Genomic DNA, 19,875 nt, shown 5'->3' on the forward strand with positions numbered 1-19,875 from the left:
TTTCGCCTGAAAAGGTGAACACGCGGCGAAGTCTTGATAAAGCCCCACAAAAAAACGGCACTGCCAACCATGTCCAAACGCGATTTTTATGAAGTGCTCGGCGTCTCCAAAGGCGCGAGCGACGACGAGATCAAAAAGGCTTATCGCAAACTCGCGATGAAGTACCACCCCGACCGCAACCAAGGCGACAAAGCCAAGGAAGCGGAGGCGCAGTTCAAAGAGGTCAAAGAGGCCTACGAGATGCTGTCCGACCCCGAAAAACGTGCCGCCTACGACCAGTATGGCCATGCAGGTGTGGACCCCAATATGCGCGGCGGCCCAGGTGGTCCTGGCGGCTTTGGTGGCGCGGGTTTTGGTGAGGCCTTTGGCGATATCTTTGGTGACATTTTTGGCCAACAGCGTCGCGGCCCCGGTGGTCGTCAGGTTTACCGTGGCAACGACCTCAGCTACGCCATGGAAATCACGCTGGAAGAAGCAGCCAACGGCAAAGACGCGCAACTCAAAATTCCAGGCTGGGACGAATGTGAAACCTGCGATGGCACAGGCGCCAAACCCGGCACCTCGGTCAAAACCTGTACCACCTGCCACGGCAGCGGTCAGGTGCAAATGCGCCAAGGCTTTTTCAGCGTGCAGCAAACCTGTCCTCATTGCCGAGGTTCAGGCAAGATCATTCCTGACCCGTGCAATATGTGTCACGGCCAAGGCAAGATCAAGAAGCAAAAAACACTGGAAGTGAAAATCCCTGCGGGCATCGACGACGGCATGCGCATTCGCAGCACTGGCAACGGCGAGCCTGGTACCAACGGTGGCCCTCCCGGTGATTTATTCATCGAGATTCGCGTCAAGAAGCACGACATCTTCGAGCGTGATGGAGACGACCTGCACTGCTCGGTGCCGATCAGCATCACCACCGCGGCTTTGGGTGGCGAAATTCGCGTGCCCACACTGGCAGGCGAAGCGGCCATTGACATCCCAGAAGGCACACAAAGCGACAAGCAGTTCCGCTTGCGTGGCAAGGGCTTGAAGGGCATCCGCTCCAGCTTCCCTGGTGACTTGTATTGCCACATCTCTGTGGAAACACCGGTCAAGCTCACCGAGCACCAGCGCAAGCTGCTCAAAGAGTTGGACGAGTCGCTGAAAAAAGGCGGTGCCAAGCATTCACCCGCCGAGGGTGGCTGGGCGGACAAACTCAAGCGTTTTTTCAACTAATCCTCACAAGCGAAGTGTCTTCACTTAAAGAGGGGATACTTCGCCCATGAGCGTCAACATCACATTTTTGGGCGGAACCGGCACAGTCACCGGTTCCAAATATTTGGTTCAGCACGACGGCAAGCAACTGCTGATCGACTGCGGTTTGTTTCAGGGCTACAAGCAGCTGCGCTTGCGCAACTGGAACCCCCTACCCATCAAAGCCGCAGACATAGATGCCGTGCTTTTGACGCACGCGCATTTAGACCACAGTGGCTATTTACCATTGCTGCACCGCCAAGGCTTTCGCGGCCGTGTGCATGCAACGCCTGCCACCTGCGATTTGTGCGCCATTTTGTTGCCTGACAGCGGCCACATCCAAGAAGAAGATGCGGCGTTCTTGAACCGCCATGGCTACTCCAAACACACGCCTGCCCTGCCCCTGTACGGTAAGCACGATGCCATCGTCAGCCTGAACTTGCTGCACCCGGAAGTCATTGGCAAAACCTTTTCGCCCATCCCCGGCTGGAAAGCCACGTTTTCATCTGCGGGCCACATCTTGGGCGCCGCCAGCATCTTGTTAGAAGTGGCAGGCCGTCGCATTTTGTTCAGCGGTGATTTGGGGCGTCCCGACGACCTCGTCATGAACCCACCAGATCTGCCGCCAGAGGCCGACACCGTGTTGATTGAATCCACTTACGGCAACCGCACGCATCCAAAAGAAGATGTGCTGGCTGAGTTGGCGCCGGCCTTGAAGCGCGTGGCCTCACGCGGTGGCGTGGCTGTGGTGCCGGTGTTTGCCGTGGGTCGCGCGCAGGCGCTGCTCCATGCCATTGCTCTTCTCAAAGAGCGTGGCGACATACCGCGCAGCTTGCCCATCTTTTTGGACAGCCCCATGGCGGTACACACCACCGAGTTACTGCCGCGTCACCCGGATGCACTGCGCCTGGATACCCATGCGCTGCACAAAATGGCGCATATCGCCACGATGGTGGAAACGCCCGAGCAATCCAAGGCGCTGGCCAAACACCACGGTCCGATGGTGATCTTGTCCGCCAGCGGCATGGCCACGGGTGGGCGCGTGTTGCATCACTTGGCGCATTACCTGCCCGACCACCGCAACATGGTCATCCTCACCGGTTATCAAGCACCCGGCACACGTGGCGACACTTTGGCCAAGGGCAACAGCACCGTGCGCATCCACGCCCAAGACGTGGCCGTGAATGCCGAAGTGGTGCAACTTGAATCGTCGTCCGCCCATGCCGACGCCACACAGCTGATCAGCTGGCTCAAGCACATGAAGCACGCTCCCAGCCAGGTTTATGTGGTGCATGGGGAGCTAGACGCCGCAGATGCCATGCGTCAGCGCATTGAGCGCGAGCTGCGCTGGCGTGCCGTGGTGCCGGAGCACGGCAGCACGTGGCCAACCTGAACCCCGTGAATCACGCCCATCGATATGCGCACCATGTTTCTGAATTCCCCTGCCCGCCCTGCGCGCCCAGCCACCACTTTGGTGATCGTCGCTAGCCTTTGGTTGGCTGTTCTGGGCAACTTGGCCCTTTGGAAAAACTTACTGCTTTTACCCGACCTCACCGGCTGGCATGGCGTGGGGTTTGGCGTGGCTTTTGCCTTGATCATCGCGTGTGTGGTGACAAGCTTGCTGTCGCTGTTCGCTTGGCGCTTCACGCTGAAACCGGCCATCACGCTGCTTTTACTTTTGGCGGCCTTCGCCACGCATTACATGCTGATGTACGGCGTGGTCGTAGACACCCCCATGCTGGTGAATGTGCTTCAAACTGACACACGTGAAGCGCGCGATCAACTGAGCTGGCAGTTGCTAGGGACCGTGATGGGCTTAGCGATATTGCCAATCATCTGGCTGTGGCGACAACCCATGACAACGCAGCCGTTAACGCAACAACTACTGCGCAATGCCGGGTTGTTTACGAGCGCACTGGTTTTAGCCTTTGGCACCACGCAGCTGGTGTTTCAAGACTTCTCATCGCTCATGCGCAATTACACCGAGATGCGCTACCAAATTAACCCGCTCAACAGCATCTATGCGGTGCTCGACATGACCGTCATTCCCGCTGAGCGCCCTCGGGGACCAATGCAAAGTTTGGGCTTGGATGCGCGCATTGCCTCACGCGCCGGTCACACGCCTCAGCGTCCACCACTGCTGGTGTTTGTACTGGGTGAAACCGCACGCAGCCAAAGCTTCTCGCTCAACGGCTACGCCCGCAACACCAACCCACAACTGGCCAAAGAAAACGTCACCAGCTTCACCCACGTCAGCTCTTGCGGAACCAGTACAGCAGAGTCGCTGCCCTGCATGTTTTCGCACTTAGGACGCACCGATTTCGCCAACCGCAGCAACGAATTTGAAAACATGCTGGATGTGCTGCAACGCGCAGGCTACGCGGTGCTGTGGATGGACAACCAATCGGGCTGCAAAGGCCAGTGCACACGCGTGCCTTATGTGAACACCTCAGACCTGAAATTGCCCGACCACTGTGCGGGAGACGAATGCCGTGACACGGTGATGCTTGCACGCATTGAAGCCGAATTGGCCAAGCTGCCCGCAGAGCGCCGCACGCACGGTACGGTGGTGGTGATGCACCAAATGGGTAGCCATGGCCCAGCTTATTTCAAGCGCACACCTGCCGCGTTCAAACCCTTCACGCCAGAGTGCACCGACACCTCGCTCTCGCAATGCGACCGTGCCCAAGTGGTCAATGCCTACGACAACACGATTGTGTACACCGACCATTTTTTGTCCGGCGTCATTGCTTGGCTGAAAACGCAAGAAAAAACCAGCACCACGGCCATGCTTTATGTGTCAGACCATGGCGAATCTCTGGGCGAAAAGAACATGTATTTGCATGGCCTGCCCTACAGCGTGGCGCCCCCCGAACAAACGACCGTGCCACTGATCACGTGGTTGTCTCCAGGGTTTGAGCAGCTCAGCCGTGTGAGCACCCGTTGCTTGCAAGCCGAACGTCACAAGCCCCTGTCGCACGACAACTTGTTCCATTCGGTGTTGGGCTTGATGGCCGTGAAGACCGCCGTCTACCAACGCGAGCACGACCTGTTTGCCACCTGCGAAGGCCGCTGAAACGACCTGGCCGTTTTATAAGAAGCGGTCCAGCAACTTGCGGGTGTGACGATCGAGCGACGGCAAGTCGCGAATCAAGAATTGCACGCCATGGGCATCCGCCACGATGAGTCGGCTCGCGCTCAAGCGGCGAATGTCTTCCTCGCCTTTGAGCACCAGCTGCGCGGGGCCACGGTTGGTTTGCACACGCCAGATGCTGGGCGTGGAAAAACTGTTCACCCCGTCCAAACGCAAAATCTCGGGCATGAACTCGCGGCCTTGCAGGGCTTGCGCCACGATGTCACGCTCATTTGCGGGCAAATCGTTGAGGTTTTCAACCCAAGCCAACTCTTTGCCTTCAGCACTCAAAATGGAAATGCATTGGTCAGGCGTGGCAATCGGGAACGCACGCGCCACCACGGCACCCACATGTTGCGAGCCGTCGGCCAAGGTGACCACCAATTTGCCAAAAGGGTCAAAGGCCAACGTGAAGCCCAAGTTCAAGGCGGCACTCATACAGACTCCTTCGTCGAAGCACGCGCCACGGCGTCTTCTGCATTTTTCGCTTGGGCTTCATACAAGCGGTAGTACGCGCCTTGACGCGCCATGAGCGTGTCGTGGTCGCCCTCTTCCACCACCACGCCCTGCTCCATCACCACCAAACGGTCGGCTTTGTTGAGCGTGGACAAACGGTGGGCAATGGCAATCGTGGTGCGGCCTTGCACGAGGTTGTCCAAGGCCTTTTGAATTTCTTGTTCGGTCTCCGTGTCCACCGACGCAGTGGCTTCGTCCAAGATGAGGATGCGTGGGTTGATGAGCAAGGCGCGCGCAATCGAGATGCGCTGACGCTCGCCACCCGACAGACCTTGACCTCGCTCGCCCACCAACGAGTCATAGCCTTGCGGCAAACGCAAGATGAACTCATGGGCATGGGCCGCACGCGCTGCCGACACAATTTCTTCACGTGTGGCATCGGGCTTACCGTAGGCAATGTTGTCGGCAATCGTGCCAAAGAACAAAAACGGTTCTTGCAACACCATGCCAATATGACTGCGAAAGTCCGACAAGGCAATGTTGCGAATGTCGATCCCGTCGAGCTTGATGGAGCCCTCACTCAAATCGTAGAAACGGCAAATCAGGTTGACCAAGGTGCTCTTGCCGGAACCACTTTGACCGACCAAGCCAATCATCTCGCCGGGGCGGATGTTGAGGTTCATGCCGCGAATCACCGCGCGGTTGCCATAACGGAAACCAGCATCTTGAATTTCAATGTTGCCTTGCAAAGGCGTAGGCAACTTTTGTGGGTGAGTCGTCTCAGGCACGCTAGACACGTGGTCCAAGATTTCAAAAATACGCTTGGCACCCGCCGCCGCTTTTTGGGTGTGCGAGACGATGCGGCTCATGGAATCAAGGCGTGTGTAGAAGCGGCCGATGTAGGCCAAGAAAGCGGCCAACACACCCACCGAAATTTGGTGGTGAGACACCAAGTAAATGCCAAAGCCCCACACCACCAGCAAACCCACTTCGGTCATCAGCGTGACCGTGGGCGAGAACAAAGACCAGACAAAGTTGATGCGGTCGTTCACAGCCAAGTTGTGTTTGTTGGCATCGCGAAAACGGTTGGCTTCGCGCGTCTCTTGGGCGAAGGCTTTGACGACGCGGATGCCAGGAATGGTGTCAGCCAACACGTTGGTCAACTCCGACCAGACGCGGTCGATCTTCTCGAAACCGGTGCGCAGCTTGTCACGCACGGTGTGAATCAACCAAACGATGAAAGGCAGCGGCAGCAAGGTGGCCGCTGCCAACTTGGGGTCGATGCTGATGAGGATGGAAGCCGTCATCACAATCATCAGCACGTCGGTGGCGAAATCTAGCAAATGCAGCGACAAAAACACGCAAATGCGGTCGGTCTCAGCACCAATGCGGTTCATCAAGTCGCCCGTGCGTCGTCCGCCAAAGTATTCGAGCGACAAGCGCATCAAATGTTCATAGGCCGTGGTGCGCAAGTCAGCGCCGATGCGTTCAGACACCAAGGCCAAGATGTAGGTTTTGAGCCAGCCCAAGCCCCAGGCCAGCAAAGCGGCGCCCAGCAAGCCGCCCAAATACATATAGACCAAATCATGGTCGATGTCTTTGCCGTTTTGGAACGGGATCAGCACATCGTCCATCAGCGGCATGGTCAGGTAAGGCGGCACCAAGGTGGCCGCGGTGGACGCCAGCGTCAACAAAAAGCCAGCCAGTAAACGCCAGCGGTAAGGATGCGCAAAGCGCCAGAGGCGGAACAAGCCCCAGGTAGACAGCGGCGCGTGCTGCTCGCGGCTGCACACAGGGCATTCATCGCCCACATGTTCGAGTTGCAATTTGCACTGAGGGCAACGCGCCTGAGCCGATGTCGCCAGCGATTTGCCATGGGTCAACACCTCAAGGCGTTCGGCAAACTTCTCTTGCAGGCGCATGGCCGTGACGTTGTGCGTCAGGGTGAATCGCCAGCTGGCGATGCGGTGCGTGGCATCGACCAAGCTCAAGGTGCCCACACCCGCATGGTCGGTGTGCTTCATCTTCATGCCTGCAGCCAATGTCCAACTGTCCCAAACAGGGCTTGAACCCGCCTGTTGAGAGCCAAAAAGCACCCTTTGGTCTGTCACAATTAGTAGCCCTAGCGAAAAATGCAATTGGGCATTCAAGTCAACCTCTAGCCAGGCTAGAACGTTTTCATGAGTAGACAGTTGTGCAAAAGCTGAAGTTTGCCAGCCCTCGGGCAAAACAACTTTGGCGGAAGCCGATAAAGAAGAATTCATTATTGGAATTTTGCTGCTTCAACCGATGTCAATCGATGGACGGCGATAAAAATAAAAGCAGGAGCCAAGACTTTGTTGTACCCCCGCACGTATACAAATGATTGTATCGCCGCAGCCTCGGAGGTCGCTGTGGTGACCTCGGCTCTCCCCCTGCTTCAGCCACACCAAACCTCCGCTCAAAACTTCCGCTAATTTATGGCCTTCAAAGACATTCAAATCCTGCGCATGAACTACTTGCGTGGGCCCAATATCTGGACTTACCGCCCCATCATCGAAGCGCTCATCGACTTGGGCGAGATGGAAGACCACCCCTCCAACAAAATTGACGGTTTCAATGACCGCATCAACGCTTGGTTGCCCGGCTTGGTCGAACACCATTGCGGTGTGGGCCACCGTGGCGGCTTCTTGACCCGTTTGGTCGGCGGCACATGGATGGGCCACATCATGGAGCACGTCTCCATCGAGTTGCAGCTCTTGGCCGGTGCGCGCGCTGAGTTTGGCAAGGCCCGTGAAATCAGCAAGCGCGGCATCTACAAGGTGGTGTTCCGTACCGAACACGAAGAACTGGGCCGCGAAAGCTTTTTGGCCGCTCGTGAACTCGTGATGGCCGCCGCCAACAACAAGCCTTTTGACATCGCAGCCACCGTCGAGCGTTTGAAGAAGATCGCCGACTTGCGTTGCTTAGGCCCCAGCACAGCCTGCATCGTCGATGCAGCGGTCGAACGCAAAACCCCCTTCATTCGGCTGACCGAAGGCAACTTGGTACAACTGGGCTATGGTGCCAAGCAGCGCCGCATCTGGACTGCTGAAACCGACCGCACCAGCGCCATCGCAGAAAGCATTTCTAGCGACAAAGACCTGACCAAGCGCTTGCTGACGCAATGCGGCATTCCTGTGCCTGAAGGCCAAATTGTCAAAACGGCAGACGAAGCGTGGGAAGCCGCGCAAGACATCGGCTTGCCCGTGGTGGTGAAGCCCTTGGACGGCAACCGCGGCTGGGGCGTGTCCCTCGACGTGAACACCGAAGCAGGCGTGCGCCAAGCTTGGGTGGCTGCTGAAAAAGAAGGCAGCGAAGTGTTGATTGAGCGCTATGTGCGGGGTGATGAGCACCGCGTCTTGGTGGTGGGCGACCGCGTGGTGGCCGCCACCCGTGGCGAAACGGCTTACATCACCGGTGACGGCACATCAACCGTGGAGCAATTGATTGACAGCCAAATCAACACCGACCCACGTCGCGGCATTGCCGAAGGCTTCCCACTCGACCTGATTCGCTTGCACACCCCACGCGGTGAAATGTCATTGCTCGAAATTCAACGCCAAGGTCTTGAGCCCAGCAGCGTGCCCGAAAAAGGCCGCATCGTGGTGGTGCAGCGCAACGGCAACCTCAACAACGACGTGACCGATTTGGTCCACCCCGAAGTCGCGGCCGTGGCCACCCTCGCCGCTCGCGTGATTGGCTTGGACATTGCCGGCATCGACATCGTGACGCAAGATATTTCACGCCCCCTGGAAGAAACCAAGGGTGCCATCATCGAGGTCAATGCAGGCCCAGGCTTGCTGATGCACGTCAAACCTGCAGTGGGTCAACCCCGCCCTGTGGGCAAGGCCATCGTCGAGCACCTGTTTGGCCCCAATGAATCTGGCCGCATCCCCGTGGTGGGCATTTCGGGTAGCCAGCAAACCACCGAGCTGTCTCAGCTCGTCGCTTGGTTGCTGCACCTCTCAGGCAAACGCACCGGCTTGGCTTGCAAAGATGGCCTGTACATGGACCAGCAGCATTTGGGCAAAAGCGATTCACGCGGCTTTGAAGCCTCGGAGCGCTTGCTCATCAACCGTGCGCTGGACGCTGCCGTGTTCGAAACCACGCCAGCTCACATCTTGGACGAAGGCTTGGCCTACGACCGCTGCTTGGTCGGTGTCGTGACCAACATGCCTGCAACGAATGACGTGCTGATTGAAAAACACGACATCCAAACCGCAGAACAAATGCGCACCGTGGTTCGCACACAAATCGACTTGGTGTTGCCCGAAGGCGCCGCCGTCCTCAACGCCGACGAAGAAGCTGTCACCACCTTGGCCGAGCTGAGTGATGGTGAAGTGGTGTACTACGCCAAACAGCAAGACAACGCCACCTTGATGGCCCATTTACAAGCGGGCGGTCGTGCGGTGTTCTGCAAAGACGGCCACGTCACCTTGGCGCGCGGCGACCAAGAAACGCAGCTGTTCCATCTCGACCTCGAGTTGATTGCACGCTTGCTCAAAGACGGTTTGCACATTTCGACACTGCTGGCCGCTGTGGCGACCGCTTGGTCGCTGGACATCGCGCCACTGCTGATTCGCGCTGGTTTGAAAAATTTTGGGCAACAAAACCAACATGTTGCCAAAGACGTTGCAAGGATGAATGGCTAATGGAAGTCTCTCGTATCCGCGCCCTACGCGGCCCCAACCTCTGGACCCGTCACACTGCTGTGGAAGCCATGGCCACGTGTGACGCGGGTGAAGTCGATCTGAGCCAACACCCAGACTTTGAAAACCGCCTGCGTAACTTGTTTCCAGGTGTGGGCAACTTGCAGCCGACCGACCACAAGGTCAAGCTCAGCATGGCGCATGCGTTGGAAGCCGCCACTTTGCATTTACAAATTGAAGCCGGCTGCCCTGTCACCTTCAGCCGCACCACGGCCACCACCGACCACGGTTTGTTTCAAGTCGCGGTGGAGTACACGGAAGAACAAGTGGGCATCATGGCCATCAAGTTGGCACACGAGCTGTGCCTCGCGGCCCTCAACAACACCAGCTTTGATGTGGACGCCGCCATTCACCAATTGCGCGAACTGGATGAAGACATTCGCCTGGGCCCATCGACAGCCTCCATTGTTAACGCTGCGATCGCACGTGGTATTCCCTTCCGTCGCTTGACCGAAGGTAGCTTGGTCCAACTGGGCTGGGGCAGCAAACAACGCCGCATTCAAGCGGCTGAGATTGACTCCACCAGTGCCATTGCCGAATCCATCGCGCAAGACAAAGAACTCACCAAAAAGCTGCTGCACGCAGCGGGTGTGCCCGTGCCTTTGGGCCGCCCAGCCATCAGCCCCGAAGATGCGTGGGCTGCGGCACAAGAAATCGGCTTACCCGTGGTGGTCAAGCCACGCGACGGCAACCAAGGCAAAGGCATTTCTGTCAACGTCACCACCGAAGAAGGCGTCAAAGCCGCTTACCTTGCGGCACGCGCTTGCCGTGAAGAGGTATTGGTTGAACGCTTCTTGCCTGGCAGCGACTACCGCTTGCTGGTCGTAGGCAACAAGCTCGTTGCCGCCGCCAGACGCGAACCGCCGCTGGTGATTGGCAACGGCAAAAACACCGTGCGTGAACTGGTTGACATCGTCAACGCCGATCCACGCCGTGGCGAAGGCCATGCCACCTCGCTGACCAAAATTCGCTTTGACGACATCGCCATTGCGCGCCTGAAAGAACAAGGCTTTGAGGCCAACTCCGTGCCCGCCAAAGGCGCACGCGTGATTCTGCGCAACAACGCCAACCTCTCCACAGGCGGCACTGCCACCGACGTGACAGATGACGTGCACCCCGAAGTTGCCTTGCGTGCCATTGCAGCCGCGCAAATGGTGGGCCTGGACATTTGTGGCGTCGACGTGGTGTGCGAATCTGTGTTGCGTCCCCTCGAAGAACAAAGCGGCGGCGTGGTCGAAGTCAACGCTGCCCCTGGCTTGCGCATGCACTTAAGCCCCTCGTTCGGCAAAGGCCGTGACGTGGGCGAAGCTGTCATGGCCACCATGTTCCCCGATGGTGGCGATGGTCGTATTCCTGTGATTGCTGTCACCGGCACCAACGGCAAAACCACCACCGTGCGTTTGACCTCTCACCTGCTGCGCGCCAATGGCTTGCGCGTGGGCATGACCAACACCGACGGTGTGTACGTGAATGGCCGCCAAACCGACAGCGGCGACTGCAGCGGCCCACGCAGCGGTCGCAACGTGTTGGCACACCCCGATGTGGATGCGGCGGTGCTCGAAACCGCACGCGGCGGCATGTTGCGTGAAGGCTTGGCCTTTGACCGCTGCCAAGTGGCCGTGGTCACCAACATCGGCATGGGTGACCACCTCGGTTTGAACTACATCTCCACCGTCGAAGACCTCGCTGTGTTGAAGCGCGTCATCGTGCAAAACGTGGCAGCGTCAGGCACCGCCGTATTGAATGCGACCGACCCCATCGTCGCCGCCATGGCCAACAACTGCCCCGGCCAAGTGACCTTCTTTGGCCTGGACTCGCACCACCCCGTCATTGCCACACACCGTGCGCAAGGCAAACGCGTGCTGTTTGTAGAAGACGACCAAATTGTGGCCATGCAAGGCCACCACTCGGTGCGTATTCCTTTGTCGGAAATTCCGGTCACACGCAGTGGCGCGATTGGCTTTCAAATTGAAAACGCCATGGCTTCCATCGGTGCGGCATGGGCGGTGGGTGTGCCTTGGCAAACCATCTGCAAAGGCTTGGCCACCTTTGTGAGCGACAGCAATGCGGTGCCCGGCCGTTTCAACGTGTTCGACTACAAAGGCGCCACAGTCATTGCCGATTACGGCCACAACCCAGACGCCATCAAAGCCTTAGTGCAAGCCGTGACCAACCTGCCAGCGCAGCGCCGCAGTGTGGTGATCAGCGGTGCGGGCGACCGCCGTGACGAAGACATCCGCGAACAAACGCGTCTGATCGGTGAAGCGTTTGACGATGTGGTGTTGTACCAAGACGCATGCCAACGTGGCCGTGTGGATGGCGAGGTGTTGAAGCTTTTGCGCCAAGGTTTGGACGGTGCAAAACGCACGACACACATCGATGAAATTCACGGCGAGTTTTTGGCGATTGACCGTGCGATGGAGCGTTTGCAAAAGGGCGACTTGTGCTTGATCTTGATTGACCAAGTGGATGAGGCTTTGGCGCACATCACACAGCGGGTGAACTCAGCGGCTTTGGCTGGCTAAGTTTTTACTGCTCCATGAAAAAGCCACTCGTTTGAGTGGCTTTTCTTTTTTCTGTCGCGGATGCTGACGGGGCTGAGCGGCGGCTGACTCATGCTGGAGCACCAGAAATCGTCAGCCGCCGCTCAGCCCCGTCAGCATCCGAGTGTGGGAAATCAAAAGATTGAAAGCCACTTCTCGGATACCGGCTGATCGCCTTGGCGAAGCGCGTGGAAGAACTTAGAACAAGCCTTTGTATTGATCGCGAAGTAAGTTCTTTTGCACTTTGCCCATGGTGTTGCGCGGCAACTCTGCGACCACAAAACACTTCTTCGGAATTTTGAAGTTCGCCAGTTGGGACTTGAGCGCTGCAACCACCGCGTCTGCATCCACCTTGGCACCGGGCTTGGCAATGACCACCGCCACGCCCACTTCGCCAAAGTCAGGGTGCGGCACACCAATCAAGGCGCTTTCAGCCACGCCGGGCATGTCGTTGATGTAGCCCTCAATCTCTGCGGGGTAGACGTTGTAGCCGCCGCTGATGATGAGGTCTTTGCTGCGGCCCACGATGACCACGTAGCCACGCTCGTCCACTTTGCCCACATCGCCTGTTTTGAAGTAACCGTCAGCAGTGAATTCTTCTTTGGTTTTTTCCGGCATGCGCCAGTAGCCGCCAAACACGTTGGGGCCTTTGACTTGGATGCCGCCAATTTCACCCACGGGCAAGGCGTGGCCTTGGTCGTCTTGCACGCGCAAGGAGACACCGGGAAGCGGGAAGCCCACGGTGCCACCACGGCGTTCGGTTTGGCCGGGGTAGCGCGCATCGGCTGCATAGGGGTTGGAGGTGAGCATGACGGTTTCGCTCATGCCGTAGCGCTCGAGAATGGTTTGACCTGTGCGCTCTTGCCATTCGTTGAACGTCTCCAGCAACAACGGCGCTGAACCTGCGATGAACAAACGCATGTTCGACGCTTGTGCTTTGGTCAGGCTTGGTTCTGCCAACATGCGCACATAGAGTGTGGGTACACCCATGAACACGGTGGCTTCTGACATTTTGGCGATGACGAGCTTCGGGTCAAACTTGGACAACCAAATCATCTTGCTGCCATTGAGCAAGGCGCCATGGATGGCCACAAACAAACCGTGCACATGGAAGATGGGCAAAGCGTGAATCAACACATCGCCCGGCTTCCAGCCCCAGTATTTTTTCAAGGTTTGGGCATTGCTGAGCATGTTGCCGTGCGAGAGCATGGCGCCTTTGCTGCGACCTGTTGTGCCACTGGTGTACAAAATGGCGGCCAAATCATCAGCCTTGTTTTGCACCACTTGGTGTTTGTCTGAGCAATGTGCGGCGCGCTCTAACAAGCTGCCTGTGCGGTTGTCGTCCAAGGTGAACACGTTTTGCGTGCCCGCCTTGAAGGCAATCTTGCTGACCCAGCCAAAGTTCTTGCTGCTGCACACCACCACGGCGGGCTCGGCGTTGCCAATGAAATATTCAATCTCTGCGCTTTGGTACGCCGTGTTCAAGGGCAAGAACACATAGCCCGCACGCAAAGTGGCGAGGTAGAGCATGACGGCTTCGACCGACTTCTCCACTTGCACCGCCACGCGCGCACCTTTAGGGATGTGTAGTGAATCCAGCAGATTGGCCATCATCGCGCTGGCGCGCTCAAGGTCTGACCAGCTGTAGAACAAGCCATCGTCTGTTTCGATGGCTGTTGCGTTTAAGTCTTTGGGGAACGCGGCACGCAAAGCCGCATAGAGGTTGTGATTCATCGTCTGTTTTCAGTTAGTCGAGTTTGGCGCCAGAAGCTTTCACCACAGTGGCCCAACGCTTGATTTCGTTGTGCACAAAGCTGCCAAATTGGGCGCTGGTCATGTTGGGGAAATCTGCACCGTTGTTGGCCCAAGCTACTTTGAGTTCATCACCTGTCGAGGCCTTTTTCACTTCCTCGAGAATGCGTGCTTGCACATCAGCAGGCGTGCCCTTGGGAGCCCACAAGCCATACCAAGTGGTGACGGTGTAGTCGGGCAAGCCCAGCTCAGCGGCGCAAGGCACATCGGGGAAGGCAGGGTTGCGTTTGTTTCCAGACACCATCAAAGCACGGACACGCCCCCCCTTGATGTGCTGTGCAGATGAACCCAAGCCATCAAACATCATGTCCACGTTGCCGCCAATCAAGTCTTGCAGCGCAGGCCCCGCACCGCGGTACGGGATGTGGGTGATGAACGTATTGGTTTGCAGCTTGAACAGCTCACCTGCCATGTGGTGCGAGGTGCCGCCGCCTGCCGAGCCGTAGTTGAATTTGCCAGGGTTCTTGCGCACTTCGGCCAAGAATGATTTGAAATCACCTGTGATTTTTTTGGGGTTGACCACCAACACTTGCGGCACCATGGCAATCATGGTCAGTGGCACAAAATCGCGTTCAAGGTCGTAATCGAGCTTGGCATACATTGACGGTGCGATCGAATGATGCACCGCCCCCATGAACAAGGTGTAGCCATCGGGCGCGGCTTTGGCAGCGACACCCGCGCCTAAGTTGCCACCCGCACCACCGCGGTTGTCGATGACCAAGGTTTTGCCTGATTGCTTAGAGAACTGCGCAGAAAACGGACGGGCAAATGCGTCAGTGCCACCGCCTGCGGGGAACGGAACAATCAGGGTCACGGGTTTGGTGGGCCATGTGGTCTGCGCTTGCGCGCCGAGACTGAATGCAGCACATGCAGCGGCGGTAAGCGCCATCCACTGTCGGCGGCTTGCGTTGGTTTTGAGATGGTTCATGTTTGTCTCCTTGAAGGTTTTAGTTCACTGACTCATTTGAAATACATGTCTTGCACATCGCCAGACGCGGGGGCAATGCCCTTTTCTAGCATTTGACGATGTTTGTCTAACCGCTTGAGATCGTAGAGGTAATTGACCATCAAGCCGTGCGATTGTTTGACGCCTTTGGCCGAAGGGTCGGCAAACCAGTTGATGCGCTCAATGCGCGCCCCGTTGCCCAAGTGAAAGCGTGCCACAGGGTCCAACACTTGCTCGCCATGTTTGGCTTGGCCCAAGTAATGCGCACCCGCACGCGTGAGGAACTGGCGCAACGGCGATTTGGCTGACAAAGCCGAGAGAACTTGAGGCTGCTCAATGGCGGCCAACACATGGCTGGCTGTCGGTGGCTCAAAACTGATTTCACGCCCCAAAGCCGACAGCTCTTTCTCATTCAGGTGCCCCAGCAACATCTCGACATTCTTGGACAACCAAGGGCGCAAGCCAGGAATGGGTGACAAAGTGGCAAAGGTTTTGAGCTTGGGGAATTCACCACGCAAAGTTTCGACCACACGTTTGATGAGCGAGTCGCCAAAGCTGACCCCCTTCAAACCACCCTGCGTGTTACTGATGGAATAAAAAATCGCCACGGTTGACTTTTGCAAATCCTCCGGTGCGGCCAATTCGTCAAGCAACGGCATGATGTTGTCTGCCATCTCGTGCAGCAAGGCCACTTCCACAAAAATCAAAGGCTCGTTGGGCAAGCTGGGATGGAAGAAGCCGTAGCAGCGGCGGTCACTGTCCAAACGGTTTTTCAAATCGGCCCAACTGCGAATGTCGTGCACCGCTTCGTACTTGATGAGCTTTTCAATCAGCGAAGCGGGAGAATCCCAGCTGATGCTGCGTAGCTCTAAAAAGGCCACGTCAAACCAAGTAGAGAACAAATTCTCTAACTCCGCGTCCAGCGCCAACAACCGCTTGTTGCCTTTGAGATGTGGGAGTAACTCAGCACGCAAGTCCACCAAAAAGCGCATGCCACCTGCCGACGCTGCAAAGCGTTGCAACAAACGCGTGCGAGGCGAGACCAAGGCACGGCGCAAACGAATCTCAGCAGGGCCTTCATCCACGGTGCCCAAGGCTGCGTCGTAGTCGTCGCGCGCGGCACGCACCTTCACGGCGTCTGGTCCAAACTGCTCACTGATGAGCAGCCACAAATCTTGACGCTCTGCGGCCTCGGCTTTGGCATACCAATCGGCCAAGGCTTTGGCGCGGCGACCGCCCTCCACTTCGCTCACGCGTGGGTCCACCACGGCTTGCAACAGGGTCAACGTGCGGCGCAATGAACGCGGTGATAAGGCCTCTTTCTTTTGTCGCAATGTGGCATCCAGACGCTCACGCGTGGAGCGGTCTTCAGGCTTAGATACCTCACCAGCAGCCGGAGCCGAGTTACGAAGTAAATTGATTTTGCTGCTGAGCCAAGTGGTCGCGTTCATTCCTGTTTTCTTTCTGGCGTCAAGCCGTCAACACACTGCGTTTGGCGAAGGCCAGCTCACGCAAAGCCTCGCGCTGTTGCAACAAATGATTGCGCATGGCTAGGTCTGCGCCTGCGGCATCACCCGCTTTGAGTGCAGCAAACACCGCCAGGTGCTCTTTCAAACTCTGCTTCAAACGCCCGGGTGCATGCAGCTGTTGCAAACGCGCAAGCTTCAAAATTTTGCGCAAGTCGGCAATGGTTTGTGCCAGCCACTTGTTGTTGGCCAGCTGGATGATGGCTTCGTGGATGGCGAAGTTGGCTTCGTAATAGTCGTTGATGCGGCCTGCTTCGGCGTGCTGCTTTAAGCGCTGGTGCCACACCTCAAGCGCCTGAACATCGGCTGGCGTGGCGCGTTGGGTGGCATCAAAAGCGCAGCGCCCTTCAAGCAAGGCAATGACAGGAAAAATGTCATCAAGGTCTTGCTCGGTCACCTCGTTCACGAAGCAACCTCGACGCGGTTCATGGCGCACCAAGCCTTCGGCCGTCAGCACCTTCAGCGCCTCGCGCAACGGCGTGCGCGAGATGGACCACAGCTCACACAAAGTCACTTCGTCAATGAAGCTGCCGGGCCTGAGCTGGCCGTCAAAGATGTAGTTGCGCAGCTGCAAAGCCACATCGTCGTGCAAGGAGCTAGGAAGTGTGCGCATTGGGTTTGGGTTGATGCATCTCTGTAATTACACGTAATTATGAGATTCAAACAGCGAAAAACCAGCCCTAATTCGCAGGGACTTTCCCTCAAAGGATTAACCCTTAAATCGAAAAATTAAACGGGATTTGTTTGGCGCACCGCGTGCAGCCACAAGGCCACACCCACCAACACCATGGGCACGCACAGCCATTGGCCCATGCTCATGCCCAGTGCCAGCAAACCCAGATGCGCATCGGGTTCGCGGAAGTATTCGGCCACAAAGCGCAAGCTGCCATAGCCGATCATGAACACACCAGACACCGCCCCCACAGCACGTGGCTTGCGGGCGTACAACCACAGCACCACAAACAGCAAAAGGCCTTCGCCTAAGAATTGGTAGATCTGTGAAGGATGACGCGGGATGAGGCTGCCACTTTGTGGAAACACCATGGCCCAAGGCAAACTTGGGTCTGCCGCCCTGCCCCACAACTCGCCATTGATGAAATTGCCCACGCGACCTGCGGCCAAGCCCGTCGGCACGCAAGGCGCAATGAAGTCGGTCACCCACAACCAAGGGCGATGACGCTGCCACGCAAACACCGCCGTGGCCACAAACACGCCCAACATGCCGCCATGAAAGCTCATGCCGCCTTGCCACAAAGCCAACACTTCGAGTGGATGCTCAAGGTAATACGCGGGGTTGTAGAACACGCAATAGCCAATGCGCCCGCCCAAGATCACGCCCATCACACCGTAAAACAGAATGTCTTCGATGTCTTGTTTAGACCACGACCCCAGCACCACTTGCGCGGCATAGGGCTCATGCGTCAAACGCAAGCGCGCCAAACCCACAAACAAAGCGAATGCAGCCAAGTAAGTCAGGCCGTACCAGTGAATGGCCAACGGGCCGACAGCCAACGCCACCGGATCAATTTGCGGGTGAATCAACATGCGCGCTAAGCCTGTTGATTAGTCGAGCATAGACAAATCACGCACCGCGCCTTTGTCTGCCGAGGTGGCCAGCAAGGCATACGCTTTAAGTGCAGCAGAGATTTTGCGAGGACGCGCCAACACAGGCTTCCAGCCCAGCTTGTCTTGCTCGACACGGCGCTTGGCCAGTTCTTCATCACTCACCAACACATTGATGCTGCGATTCGGAATGTCGATGCGAATGCGGTCGCCGTTCTTCACCAAACCAATCGTGCCGCCAGCCGCCGCTTCGGGCGAACAGTGACCAATCGACAGACCAGAAGTGCCGCCAGAGAAACGACCATCGGTCAACAACGCACAGGCCTTGCCCAAGCCCTTGGACTTGATGTAGCTCGTGGGGTACAACATTTCTTGCATACCGGGACCGCCCTTGGGGCCTTCGTAACGCACCACGACGATGTCGCCTGCTTTGACTTTGTCGCTCAAGATGTTTTCCACGGCTTCGTCTTGGCTTTCCACCACATGGGCAGGGCCTTCAAACACCAACAGGCTGTCGTCCACGCCAGCCGTCTTCACCACGCAGCCATCGAGCGCGATGTTGCCGCGCAACACGGCCAAGCCGCCTTCTTTGTTGAATGCATGGTCGAGCGAGCGAATGCAACCTTCGGAACGGTCAGTGTCGAGGCTAGGCCAACGGGTGTTTTGGCTGAAGGCCACTTGCGTCGGAATGCCTGCGGGGCCGGCCATGTAAAACTTTTTCACAGCGTCTGATGGGTTGCGTGCAATGTCCCATTCGTCGAGCACTTCCTTCATGGTCTTGCCCAACACGGTGCCCACGTCGGTGTGCAACTTGCCTGCCCGGTCCAGCTCGCCCAAGATGCCCATGATGCCGCCCGCGCGGTGCACGTCTTCGATGTGGTACTTGTTGGTGTTGGGTGCGACCTTGCACAACTGAGGCACGATTTTCGACATGCGGTCGATGTCGGCCATGGTGAATTCAATCTCGGCTTCTTGGGCAATCGCCAAGATGTGCAGGATGGTGTTGGTCGAGCCGCCCATGGCGATGTCAAGCGCAATCGCGTTTTCAAAGGCTTTGAAGCCCATGGAGCGTGGCAACACCGATGCGTCGTCTTGTTCGTAATAACGTTTGCACAAATCCACAATCGTGCGGCCGGCTTGTTTGAACAGTTGTTCGCGGTCGGCGTGTGTTGCCACCACGGTGCCGTTGCCTGGCAAAGCCAAACCCAACGCTTCAGCCAAGCAGTTCATAGAGTTGGCGGTGAACATGCCCGAGCATGAACCGCAAGTGGGGCAAGCGGAGCGTTCGACTTCAGCCAAATCGGCGTCTGACACTTTGTCGTCCGCCGCCATCACCATGGCGTCAATCAAGTCGAGCTTCTTGAATTCCATGACTTGCGTCTCTGGGTTGGCCAGACGCACTTTGCCCGCTTCCATCGGGCCACCCGACACAAAGATGACGGGGATGTTCAAGCGCATGGCGGCCATCAACATGCCGGGGGTGATCTTGTCGCAGTTGGAGATACACACAATCGCATCAGCGCAGTGGGCGTTGACCATGTACTCCACCGAATCCGCAATGATGTCGCGACTGGGCAGCGAATACAACATGCCGTCATGGCCCATGGCAATGCCGTCGTCCACAGCGATGGTGTTGAACTCTTTGGCCACGCCACCCGCGGCTTCAATTTCGCGAGCGACCAGTTGGCCCAAGTCCTTCAAATGCACATGGCCTGGCACAAACTGTGTGAACGAGTTGGCAATGGCGATGATGGGTTTGCTGAAGTCGTCATCCTTCATGCCTGTGGCGCGCCACAGCGAACGAGCACCCGCCATGTTGCGGCCAGCGGTAGAGGTCTTGGAACGGTAAGCAGGCATGTGAGGGCTCCGGTCAAAAAAGCGTCAATAAAAGTCTTGGTTAATTATCGCCCACGCATCACGCCTTCCCCGAAGCCAACAT

The 19,875-nt window shown here is 57.2% G+C and carries 13 protein-coding genes; 5 read left to right on the top strand and 8 right to left on the bottom strand.

All coding sequences use genetic code 11. The annotated features are described in order from the left end of the window. Window positions 1-69: 69 nt before the first annotated feature. The 3 genes from dnaJ to QMG15_RS07905 are packed head-to-tail and all read left to right on the top strand — an operon-like array spanning window position 70 to window position 4,303. Complete coding sequence (gene dnaJ, locus QMG15_RS07895) at window positions 70-1,209, top strand: molecular chaperone DnaJ (protein WP_281788142.1); 1,140 nt, start codon at window positions 70-72, stop codon at window positions 1,207-1,209. Between the two features lie 46 nt (window positions 1,210-1,255). After that, the gene (locus QMG15_RS07900) at window positions 1,256-2,620 is read left to right on the top strand and encodes an MBL fold metallo-hydrolase (protein WP_281788143.1); all 1,365 of its coding nucleotides are present in this window, start codon (window positions 1,256-1,258) and stop codon (window positions 2,618-2,620) included. 33 nt (window positions 2,621-2,653) lie between these two features. After that, on the top strand, window positions 2,654-4,303 hold the full coding sequence (locus QMG15_RS07905; protein WP_281788144.1) for a phosphoethanolamine--lipid A transferase: 1,650 nt from the start codon (window positions 2,654-2,656) through the stop codon (window positions 4,301-4,303). Between the two features lie 15 nt (window positions 4,304-4,318). On the opposite strand, the gene QMG15_RS07910 is transcribed toward QMG15_RS07905, so the two are convergent. Continuing rightward, on the bottom strand, window positions 4,319-4,798 hold the full coding sequence (locus QMG15_RS07910) for a DUF1854 domain-containing protein (RefSeq protein ID WP_281788145.1): 480 nt from the start codon (window positions 4,796-4,798) through the stop codon (window positions 4,319-4,321). Continuing rightward, the gene (locus QMG15_RS07915; protein WP_281788146.1) at window positions 4,795-7,080 is read right to left on the bottom strand and encodes an ABC transporter ATP-binding protein; all 2,286 of its coding nucleotides are present in this window, start codon (window positions 7,078-7,080) and stop codon (window positions 4,795-4,797) included. The genes QMG15_RS07910 and QMG15_RS07915 overlap by 4 nt, the downstream gene beginning before the upstream one ends. A gap of 195 nt (window positions 7,081-7,275) precedes the next feature. On the opposite strand from QMG15_RS07915, the gene cphA (QMG15_RS07920) reads away from it, so the two are divergent. Both cphA (QMG15_RS07920) and cphA (QMG15_RS07925) read left to right on the top strand, forming a co-directional pair. Then, window positions 7,276-9,489 (top strand): cyanophycin synthetase, encoded by a 2,214-nt coding sequence (cphA, locus tag QMG15_RS07920; RefSeq protein WP_281788147.1) that lies wholly within the window; start codon window positions 7,276-7,278, stop codon window positions 9,487-9,489. Further along, on the top strand, window positions 9,489-12,071 hold the full coding sequence (cphA, locus tag QMG15_RS07925; RefSeq protein WP_108401506.1) for a cyanophycin synthetase: 2,583 nt from the start codon (window positions 9,489-9,491) through the stop codon (window positions 12,069-12,071). The genes cphA (QMG15_RS07920) and cphA (QMG15_RS07925) overlap by 1 nt, the downstream gene beginning before the upstream one ends. A 216-nt stretch (window positions 12,072-12,287) precedes the next feature. Here cphA (QMG15_RS07925) and QMG15_RS07930 read toward each other — a convergent pair whose 3' ends face one another. From QMG15_RS07930 to ilvD, 6 genes are all read right to left on the bottom strand, one after another. After that, window positions 12,288-13,823, bottom strand: coding sequence for a malonyl-CoA synthase (locus QMG15_RS07930; protein WP_281788148.1), 1,536 nt, complete (start codon window positions 13,821-13,823; stop codon window positions 12,288-12,290). Window positions 13,824-13,836: 13 nt separating this feature from the next. Then, the gene (locus QMG15_RS07935; protein WP_281790102.1) at window positions 13,837-14,790 is read right to left on the bottom strand and encodes a tripartite tricarboxylate transporter substrate binding protein; all 954 of its coding nucleotides are present in this window, start codon (window positions 14,788-14,790) and stop codon (window positions 13,837-13,839) included. Window positions 14,791-14,861: 71 nt separating this feature from the next. Continuing rightward, window positions 14,862-16,298, bottom strand: coding sequence for a malonyl-CoA decarboxylase (locus tag QMG15_RS07940; RefSeq protein WP_281788149.1), 1,437 nt, complete (start codon window positions 16,296-16,298; stop codon window positions 14,862-14,864). 19 nt (window positions 16,299-16,317) lie between these two features. Further along, complete coding sequence (locus tag QMG15_RS07945) at window positions 16,318-16,986, bottom strand: GntR family transcriptional regulator (RefSeq protein WP_281788150.1); 669 nt, start codon at window positions 16,984-16,986, stop codon at window positions 16,318-16,320. A gap of 116 nt (window positions 16,987-17,102) precedes the next feature. Continuing rightward, a complete protein-coding gene (gene lgt, locus QMG15_RS07950) occupies window positions 17,103-17,918 on the bottom strand; it encodes a prolipoprotein diacylglyceryl transferase (RefSeq protein WP_281788151.1) in 816 nt (271 codons plus the stop codon). Between the two features lie 18 nt (window positions 17,919-17,936). Then, window positions 17,937-19,793: a dihydroxy-acid dehydratase gene (gene ilvD, locus QMG15_RS07955; RefSeq protein WP_281788152.1), complete on the bottom strand. Its 1,857-nt coding sequence runs from the start codon at window positions 19,791-19,793 to the stop codon at window positions 17,937-17,939. Window positions 19,794-19,875 lie beyond the last annotated feature (82 nt).

It is taken from the genome of Limnohabitans sp. INBF002, assembly GCF_027924905.1.
GTDB lineage: Bacteria > Pseudomonadota > Gammaproteobacteria > Burkholderiales > Burkholderiaceae_C > Limnohabitans.